General features: G+C 56.2%; 5 protein-coding genes. 3 read left to right on the forward strand and 2 right to left on the reverse strand.

Annotation, left to right across the window (positions count from 1 at the left end):
• A partial coding sequence (locus tag K5905_RS19025) for a bifunctional [glutamine synthetase] adenylyltransferase/[glutamine synthetase]-adenylyl-L-tyrosine phosphorylase (RefSeq protein ID WP_297586643.1) occupies positions 1–2,626 on the forward strand: 2,626 nt, incomplete at its 5' end.
• A 65-nt stretch (positions 2,627–2,691) separates the two neighbouring features.
• On the opposite strand, the gene K5905_RS19030 is transcribed toward K5905_RS19025, so the two are convergent.
• Both K5905_RS19030 and pepN read right to left on the reverse strand, forming a co-directional pair.
• Positions 2,692–5,037 carry a PAS domain-containing sensor histidine kinase gene (locus K5905_RS19030; RefSeq protein WP_297586645.1) on the reverse strand — a complete coding sequence of 782 codons (2,346 nt, stop codon included), beginning with the start codon at positions 5,035–5,037 and terminating at the stop codon, positions 2,692–2,694.
• A 157-nt stretch (positions 5,038–5,194) separates the two neighbouring features.
• On the reverse strand, positions 5,195–7,840 hold the full coding sequence (gene pepN, locus K5905_RS19035) for an aminopeptidase N (RefSeq protein WP_297586647.1): 2,646 nt from the start codon (positions 7,838–7,840) through the stop codon (positions 5,195–5,197).
• Between the two features lie 274 nt (positions 7,841–8,114).
• Here pepN and K5905_RS19040 point away from each other — a divergent pair, with 274 nt between their 5' ends.
• Entirely contained in the window at positions 8,115–8,612 is a 498-nt protein-coding gene (locus K5905_RS19040) for a class I SAM-dependent methyltransferase (RefSeq protein ID WP_297586649.1), read from the forward strand.
• Between the two features lie 29 nt (positions 8,613–8,641).
• On the forward strand, positions 8,642–9,578 hold a 937-nt coding region (locus K5905_RS19045), incomplete at its 3' end, for a CaiB/BaiF CoA-transferase family protein (protein WP_297586652.1).

Consider the following 9,578-nt stretch of genomic DNA (forward strand, 5'->3'; position numbering starts at 1 on the left):
GCTCCGACTTCTCAAGCAGGATTTGGCGTTAACGCTTGGTCTTGCGGATATCTGCAACGCGATAGATCTCGACGTTATCACCGCCGCACTGGCCGGTTTTGCGGATGCCGCGCTGACAGCAGCAATCCGCTTCTGTCTGAACGATCTGACCCGGCGCAACAAATTTGATCCACACGATCCTGAAAGGCCGGAAGTGGAAAGTGGCCTGATTGTGCTGGCCATGGGAAAGCACGGCGCCAATGAACTGAACTATTCATCTGATATTGATCTGATCGTCCTTTACGATCCGGCAAAGGCACCGATGACAGGCAACGCCGAGGCGCCGGTAGAGTTCGTGCGGCTCACAAGGCGTCTGGTCAAGATCATGCAGGACCGGACCGCCGATGGTTATGTGTTTCGAACAGACTTGCGGCTACGTCCGGACCCCGGCGCGACACCTTTGGCGATGTCTCTGCCTGCAGCACTTGTCTACTATGAGTCTCTCGGTCAGAACTGGGAAAGGGCCGCACTGATCAAGGCGCGCCCCTGTGCCGGAGACATTCCGGCCGGCAACTCTTTCCTGGAGGAAATCTCGCCGTTTATCTGGCGTAAATACCTGGATTTTGCTGCGATCGCCGATGTGCAGTCGATTAAAAGACAGATCCACATGCACAAGGGCCACAGCGCAATTGCGGTCGCCGGCCATAACGTCAAGCTTGGCCGCGGCGGTATTCGGGAAGTGGAATTCTTCGTTCAGACCCAGCAATTGATCGCCGGTGGCCGAAACCCTGCACTGAGGGGGCGAAGGACGTTGGAGATGCTGGACGCGCTGTGTGATGCCGATTGGATTCGCAAAAAGGCGCGGGACGATATGCGCAAGGCCTACCGGTTTTTGCGAGATGTCGAACACAGGATCCAGATGCTCAATGACGAGCAGACGCAACTTCTTCCCAAGGATGAAGAAGGTTTGATGCGCGTTGCTGCTCTGATGGGATTTGAAGACCTGGCAGCGTTCGAAGACGTGTTTCTGGGGCATTTAAAGAAAGTTCAGCATCATTATGCGGAACTGTTTGAAGACGAACCCGGGCTGTCTTCAGAGCTCGGCAATCTGGTCTTTACCGGTGACGACCATGATCCAGGTACGTTGGAGACACTCGCGCGGTTAGGTTTCAAACAACCCTCGGAAGCCGCAAGCATCGTGAAATCCTGGCATTTCGGCCGGTATCCGTGCACCCGCTCCACCAAGGCGCGCGAGCGCCTCACCGAAATGCATCCGTCCCTGATTGGCGCGCTTGCGGCAACTGATAATGCGGATGCTGCCCTTCTGGCTTTCGACAGTTTTCTGGCAAAGCTCCCTGCCGGTGTGCAGCTCTTTGCCCTGCTGCGGTCGAACCCGCAATTGCTGACACTGCTGGCAACAACAATGGGTGTGGCGCCTCGCATGGCCGAGACCGTGTCCAAGCGGGTTCATGTTCTCGATGCCGTTCTGGATCCCGCGTTCTTTGGTGCAATGCCGAGTGTCGCTGAATTTCGAGCCGGTCTTGACCGGACATTGGCGCAATCAAGATTTTACGAGGAAGCCCTGGATCGGGCGCGGATATTCGCACAGGAGCAGCAGTTCCTGATCGGCTTGCGGCTGATTTCGGACACTCTGACCGCTGATCGGGTTGGATTCGCGCTGGCGCGATTGGCGGAAGTCGTCGTTGGCCGCCTTTTGACACAGGTTATCAACCACGTCGGCGAAGCCCATGGCTCCGTGCCGGGTGGCAATGTGGCGGTTCTTGCAATGGGCAAGCTGGGCGGACGTGAAATGACGGCTGCTTCCGATCTGGACCTGATCCTGCTCTATGAAGCTCCGGAAGACGTCAAGCAGTCGGATGGCAAAAGGCCCTTGGCTATATCGCAGTACTACATTCGCCTGACACAGCGTCTTGTAACGGCGCTGTCGGCACCGACTGCGGAAGGGGCTCTTTACGAAGTGGATTTCCGGCTTAGACCGTCAGGCAATGCCGGTCCGCTGGCGACCAATCTGGACGGTTTCATTTCCTATCAGAAGAAGGACGCCTGGACCTGGGAACATATGGCGCTGACGCGGGGCAGGGTAATTGCTTCGACAACACCGGAGTTTGCTCAAAAGATCTCCGAAAGCATTCAGGAAACGCTTGTTCAACCGCGAGACAGATCCAAGATGGCTGACGAAGTGCGCTCCATGCGTGCCCGGATCGAGAAGGAAAAGGGCACCAAAGACATCTGGGATCTGAAACAGGTTGCCGGCGGTTTGGTCGACATCGAATTTCTCGCACAGTTTTTGCAATTAGCTCACGCCCATGAAAATCCGTCCGTTCTCGCCCAGGGAACCGAAAACGCTCTGGAACAGCTACGTGATGCATCTTGCCTGAATCCGGGTGATGCGGAGCTGCTCCTCGAAGCGCTTCGCCTCTATCAGCGCCTGACACAGGTCCTTCGTCTTGCCATTTCCGGCAAATTCGTCCCGACGGAGGCTCCCGGCGGGGTTCTGGACTTACTGGTACAGGCTTCGGGAAGTCCGACCTTCTCGCGTCTCGAAGCGGAATTGACCGAATTGCAGCAAAAAGTGCGCGCGACCTTCGAACGTCTGGTTGGCGATGTTGAAGCCGTCACCGGTTAGGAGCCTGCTGGTGTCCTGCAACTCTTTCACATAGAGCGTATCTGCGTCGGCGCACGGGCTTTGGTTCACGCGTCCGCGATCGGCAAAGTGAAACTGACGGTCGTGCCTTTCTTGACCTCCGAGGCAATGGTCAGTTTGCCGCCGTGGAGTTCGACCAGAGACCGGGCAATGGCGAGGCCGAGACCGGACCCTTGATGGGTCTTGGTGAACTGGTTCTCAACTTGCACGAACGGCTGTGCCAGACGTTCGATGTCCCGTTCCGAAATGCCGATGCCGGTGTCCGCGACTTCAAAACGCAACTTGTCACCATGCGGCTGAGCTTTGAGCGTGACCGTGCCATTGTCCGGCGTAAACTTCACCGCATTGGCCAGCAGATTGAGCAGGATCTGTTTGAGCGCCCGCTTGTCGGCATGGACATTGAATGCGTCCGCAACCTCGGCCACGACTGTGATGTTCTTTTCGGTGGCGGCGCCGGTAACGATACGACCAGCATCTGCTGCAGATTCAGCTGCGTTGACGACCTCTGTTTCAATGGACATCCGGCCGGCTTCAATCTTGGACATGTCGAGAATGTCGTTGATCACATTGAGAAGGTAGGTGCCGGACGAATAGATATCCTTGCAGTAGTCGGAATACCGGTCTGTGCCTATCGGGCCGAACATCTCCTGCGTCATGATATCGGAAAAGCCGATAATGGCATTGAGCGGCGTTCTCAGCTCATGCGAGATATTGGCCAGGAATTCGGACTTTGCCTGGTTCGCCGCTTCCGCGCGGGTTTTCTCTTCCTGATATTTGTCCGCCATTTCGACAAGCTGGCGAGCCTGGATTTCAAGCGTCTTGCGGGACTTCTGCAGATCGGTAACGGTCGCCTTCAACCGCTTTTCCGATTCCATCAGTTTTTCTTCGTGCTTTTTAAGGGCGGTAATGTCGGTGCCAACGGATACGAAACCGCCGTCTTTGGTCCGACGCTCGGAGATCTGTAGCCACCGGCCGTCTTCCAGCTGCGCCTCGTAAGACCCTTCAGGTGCACCGCCGCGTTGGGTCACCGTCACGGGATGCGGCGCAACTTCGGAATTGGAGGCGGCGGCCATAACGTCCTTGTAAGGTGTTCCAGACTTGATGGCCGAATTCGGCAGACTGTGCAGTGACTGATAATTGGAATTGCAGATCACCAGCTCGTTTTTGGCATTCCAGAGGACGAAGGCCTCGGAAATGGTTTCGATTGCATCCCTGAGGCGCAGGTCGGCCATACGGCTTTGTTCGGCCAGCTGATGTTGTTCGGTGATGTCGATGCAGATGCCGATCAGGTGCGGTTCTGCCCGGCCGGATTCAGACTGGATTTCACCACGGGCACGCAGCCAGATCCAGCTTCCATCTGCATGGCGCATGCGGAACGTTTCGTCGACCAGCGTTTCACCACTTTCCAACAGATGTTCGGCAAGACCCAGGAGGTCGATATCGTCCGGATGGGTAATGTCGGCAACATCGGCAAAGCTCAGGATATCGTCCTTTGGTTCCCTGCCCAGCATTTCGTAAAGCGAGGAAGACCAGAACATTCTGCCACGAGACAGGTCCCAATCGAACAGGCCGCAGCGGCCGTGCGTCAGAGCGGTGTCGATACGGCCACGCGTCGTGGCGTACATGTCGTCGGCAAGCTCTGCCCGGGTCGCCTGACTGAAGAAGCCATACACAACGGCCAGTAACACCAGGGAGGTGCCGACAAAGAGAGTGACGTTCGCGGACAGATCGTCGCGCCATTTCGAATAGATGGCGCTCTCCGGCTGCAAGACGGCAACCATGCCGAATTGTCCGTCGAGATGATGGACCGTCGCCAGGACCTGTTCTTCGCCGTCAAGCCCGCCGAGATCGACGGGAACGGAAAGCACTCCGGCCCGCGCTCCAAACACTGTCAGTGGTTGAGAAGGGGCAAGGAGGTCGCTGATCGGGCGGTTTTCCAACCCAGGCAAAGCCGGGGCGGAGGCGACGATTGTACCCGTCTGATCCGCCACCAGGAAAATGCGTTCCCGGCTGGTGGCTCCGGCAGGCAGGCTGTCTGCGAGCAAGCGCTTGAGCGTTGTCCGGTAGCCGATCTCCGGGACCGCCTTGTCCATCGCGTTCAGCCGCGTGGTTACAACGGTCGCCATCAGACTGAGCGTGTTCTGCGCAGCCAGGTTGGTCTCGGAGTATTCTGATGCCAACTCACCTGTTCGGAACAGGGCCAGAACCAGAATGAATAGGATAGCCAGTGCGGGAATTGCACGCCGCATGAGGCTGTCCGAGCGCAGCAGGCTGTCACGCAGCGAACCGAGCAATGATTGCAGCGGCAAGCCTCTGTTGCTTGCGCTTTTTGCCTGAATCGAATCCTTGTCGCTGCGCCGCGCAGTCGCGTCGCCAGCCAGTGCTCGCGCCATAGGAAGTGTGCCTCAAAGTCCGCCTCATCGGAGCTCGCCCCGAATCACTTCCATTTGAATCAAAAGGTTCGTTTTTGTCCAGCCCCGACAAAGAAGAAAATAGTTAACGCGTGCCCGGTTTTTCTGGTGACTTGTTAACCTTTTCCAGTATTGCAGACTATTGCAGGGTTCTATCGACGATATCGCGGCTGTCTCTTGATAGTTCTTCGCATGAAGAAATTCGCAGGAGGGCGGATTCCGCAAGGGCAGATCGCTGTGGATCAAAGGCTCGCCACGAGCGGAAACTGGTCAAAAGACGCGAAGCAACTTGAGGATTACGTTTGTCGATTTCCAGAACGGCGTCGGCGATCAGGTCAAATCCACCGCCATCCGCACGCGCAAACTGTGTTGGGTTGCCGGTGGCGAAGGCCTGCAAAAGTGACCGGACCCTGTTCGGATTGTTGGTATCGTAAAGCGGATCGGACATCAGAGACCGAACCTTGGCAAGTGTTGCCTCACCAGGTGCGGTTGCCTGGGTCATGAACCATTTGTCCATTGCAAGAGAGTTAGCCTCATGTCGCTGGCGATACTGAAGAAGGGCGGTGTCCTTGTGGTCCGACTGGTCGTGCACCAGAAGTGTCAGTGCAGAGAGCCGGTCTGTCATGTTGTCGGCTGACCTGAACTTGTCCCACACGACTTGGGCAGCATCGTCACGGTCGGAGGACGCATAGTAGGAGAGGGCCCTGTTGGAAAGGGCGCGCTTGCCTGCCATTTCCGCGTCCGGGGAATAAGCGTCGCCGGCGGCAAGGTCTGTTATCAATGCCAGGAACTCGGCGCTGTAGCGTTGCGATATTGCTTCGCGAAGCAGTGCACGGGCTGCGAAAATGGCGTCTGGATCGACATTTTTTCCGATTTCCTGAGCGATATCCGCTTCACTTGGCAGGGTCAGTGCCTGCGCCCTCAGAGCTGCATCCAGGGATGGGTCGGTTAAAACCGTTCCGAACACATCTATAACGTCATCTGAGGGAGCGCAGGTCTCGTCCTGACGAAGAAGTGCCGACAAACGCACAAGATCCTGCATCGCAATCGTCTGGACCGCTTGCCAGCGGTTGAACGGGTCGTTGTCCTTGGCGGCTAGAAACAGCAGTTCCCGCGCATTCAGCTGCTGGTCTAGGCGCACCGGAGCGGAAAATTCACGCAGCAAAGACAGAACCGGTGCTGAAGCGACATTGCTGAAGGTTACTTCCTGATAGGACTTGTCGAGCAACAAGACGTCACCGGTCACATCGGCCCCCTCGGGTATGCCGGTTTCCATATCCTCGCCATTCGGACCGATAAGGCCGAACTTGAGTGGAATGACAGCTGGTTTGCTTGCTCTTTGGCCCGGCACAGGCGGTATTTCCTGGGAGAGCGAAACAGAAAAGGTCTGCCGGTCGGCGTCGTGTTTCGTCTTCACGGAGACGACCGGTGTACCCGCCTGTTCATACCACAGCGCAAATTGACCAAGGTTCGTCCCGGCTGCTTCCTCAAAGCAGGTCAGGAATGCTTCGATCGTGGTGGCTTCACCATCGTGTCGCTTGAAATAGAGATCGAGGCCGGCATGGAACTTTTCAGCTCCCAGAACCGTCTTGAGCATGCGCACAACCTCGGCACCCTTTTCATAGACCGTGGCTGTGTAGAAGTTGTTGATCTCGTGATAGACCCGCGGACGGACCGGGTGGGCCAGCGGTCCGGCATCCTCAGGGAATTGATGCGACTTCAGCAACCGCACATCCGTGATGCGTTTGACCGGACGGGATCGCATGTCCGACGAAAATTCCTGATCGCGAAACACTGTCAGGCCTTCCTTGAGGCACAGTTGAAACCAGTCGCGACAGGTGATGCGATTGCCGGTCCAATTGTGAAAATACTCATGGGCGATCACGGCTTCGATATTGGCATAATCCTGATCGGTAGCGGTTTCAGGGTCGGCCAGGACATATTTGTCGTTGAAGATATTCAGACCCTTGTTTTCCATTGCCCCCATGTTGAAATCGGAGACGGCAACGATGTTGAAAACATCAAGGTCATATTCAAGGTCGAATACCTCTTCATCCCAGCGCATCGAACGTTTGAGCGAATCCATCGCCCAGCCACACAGCGCTTCCTTGCCGTGTTCGACATAGATGTTGAGGTCAACCGAATTGCCCGATGCCGTCTTGAAGTGATCCGGAACCTTCGCCAGATCGCCCGCGACCAGAGCGAATAGATAAGCCGGTTTGGGATGCGGATCGTGCCAGACGGCGTAGTGGCGGCCGCTTTCGGGAATATCACCGGTTTCAGCCGGATTGCCATTGGCAAGCAGGACCGGACAATCGTCCTTCGGAGCTTCCAGGCGGGTGGTGTAGACGGCCAGCACATCAGGCCGGTCGAGAAAATAGGTGATACGCCGAAATCCCTCAGCCTCACACTGTGTGCAATAGGTGCCTGACGAGCGATAAAGACCCATCAACTTGGTATTGGTGTCCGGATTGATTTCCGTCGTGATCGTGAGTTCGAACGGTGTTTCAGGTGGTGAAAGAATTTCGAGTTTGTCCGGTGTGGCCTGATAGTCGGTCTCCGGCAGCGCCGACCCGTTTAGCGTAAGGCTCTTGAGCGTCAGCTCGTCTCCATCCAGCACCAGTGAAGTTCCAGGCGCGGTTGCGTCATCCTTTATGACGACCAATGTTGCAGTGACTGTTGTCGCAACTGGGTCCAGCTGAAAATCCAGGTGAACCTTTTCGATGCTGTAAGCTGGCGGTTGATAATCTTCCAGCCGGATGGCAGGCGCCGTTTCAGAACGCATCGAGGTCTCCTGAGGGTCTCATAAACAAAAGAATTCAAGGGCCGGGCCCCTTGAGGTATTCGATCAGGGCAGAGCCATTCATCTGGCCGCGCTCCTGAAAAACAGTGCTTGCTAACGCGTTATCATGATCAGCGAATAAGGCAAAGTCCTGTTTCGACGTTGCCGCACGATGGCAGATTGTTACCAGGAGAGCTGTTTGATCGGGCCTGGGGTTTTGACCTTGGGCGAGGCTTTGTCTATGTGAGAAACGCTGAAAGTTACAGGGACCTATTTAATGAGTCGTTTGGACAGTTTTATCCGCCGCATGACCTCCCAGAAAATTCTGCTTGAGTATCTGGTCGACAAGGTCAATGTCGTCGAAGGTCCGGTTCTCGAACTGGGTCTGGGCAATGGCCGGACCTATGATCACCTGCGCGAGATCTATCCGAACAAGGAGATCTTTGTTTTTGATTTCGCCATGAACTGTCACCCGAGCTGTGCGCCGGATGCGGACCACATGATCCTTGGGGATATCCGCGACACGTTGGCGTTTTGCGGGCCACGGGTCGGTGCAAAGGCGTCCTTTGCCCATATTGATATCGGTTCCGCGGACCCGACCAACGATCTTGCGATCGTCAGTTGGCTCGCCCCGCTTTTGAACGAACGTATGGCGGTTGGCGGGTATGTGCTCACAGCGCTGGAACTCGATGTACCGAATTTTGAAACGCTGGAAAAACCGGATGGCATTCATCCCGGTCGATATCACATTTACCGAAAAATCTCGGAAGCCTGACGGCGATCTTGTGAATTGAGGACGACATCATGACCGCGCCGCTGAAGGGCATCAAGGTTGTTGAACTGGCCCGTATCCTAGCAGGTCCCTGGACGGGCCAGACATTGGCAGATCTCGGCGCGGACGTGATCAAGGTAGAAAGCCCGCAGGGCGACGATACGAGAGGCTGGGGACCGCCTTTCGTCGAGGAAGAGGGCGAGGCGGGGCGAACTGCCGCCTATTTTCACGCCTGCAACCGTGGAAAGCGATCAATTACCGCGGATTTTCGAACCGCCGAAGGGCAGGACCTTGTTCGTCACCTGGTTGCAGAAGCTGATGTGCTCATCGAAAATTTCAAGGTCGGAGGTCTGGCAAAGTACGGGCTCGACTACGACAGCCTGAAGAAGATCAACCCGAAACTGATCTACTGTTCCGTCACCGGGTTTGGTCAGGACGGACCTTATGCGCACAGGGCCGGATACGACTTCATGATCCAGGGTATGGGAGGCATCATGGATCTGACGGGCGACCCCGAGGGGGACCCGCAGAAAATCGGCGTGGCCTTTGCCGATATCTTCACCGGCCTTTACGGGACAATCGGAATTCTCTCGGCGCTCCATAGAAGAGATGCCACGGACGAGGGCGAATGGATCGACATGGCTCTTCTGGACGCCCAGGTCGGTGTTCTGGCAAATCAGGCACTCAACTATTTTGTTTCCGGAAAGTCTCCCAGACGGCTCGGCAATGCACATCCGAACATCGTCCCCTATCAGGTGTTTCCGGCGAAGGATGGCCATCTGATTATCGCTGTTGGCAATGATGGTCAGTTTCAGCGGCTGTGCACTGTGCTTGGACAACCCGAACTTGCGGCAAATCCCAGATACGAAACAAATGCCGGCCGGGTGGCGACACGATCGGAATTGATCCCGATCCTGACCGAAGAAACGGCTACGCGCATGCGTGACGATCTTCTTGCTGCTCTCGAAC

Origin of the sequence: Roseibium sp., assembly GCF_025698965.1 — a bacterium.
GTDB lineage: Bacteria > Pseudomonadota > Alphaproteobacteria > Rhizobiales > Stappiaceae > Roseibium.

Coding starts and splice junctions, on each gene's coding strand:
- K5905_RS19030 (WP_297586645.1), bottom strand. CDS start 5,037: ATGGCGCGAGCACTGGCTGGCGACGCGACTGCGCGGCGCAGCGACAAG.
- pepN (WP_297586647.1), bottom strand. CDS start 7,840: ATGCGTTCTGAAACGGCGCCTGCCATCCGGCTGGAAGATTATCAACCG.
- K5905_RS19040 (WP_297586649.1), top strand. CDS start 8,115: ATGAGTCGTTTGGACAGTTTTATCCGCCGCATGACCTCCCAGAAAATT.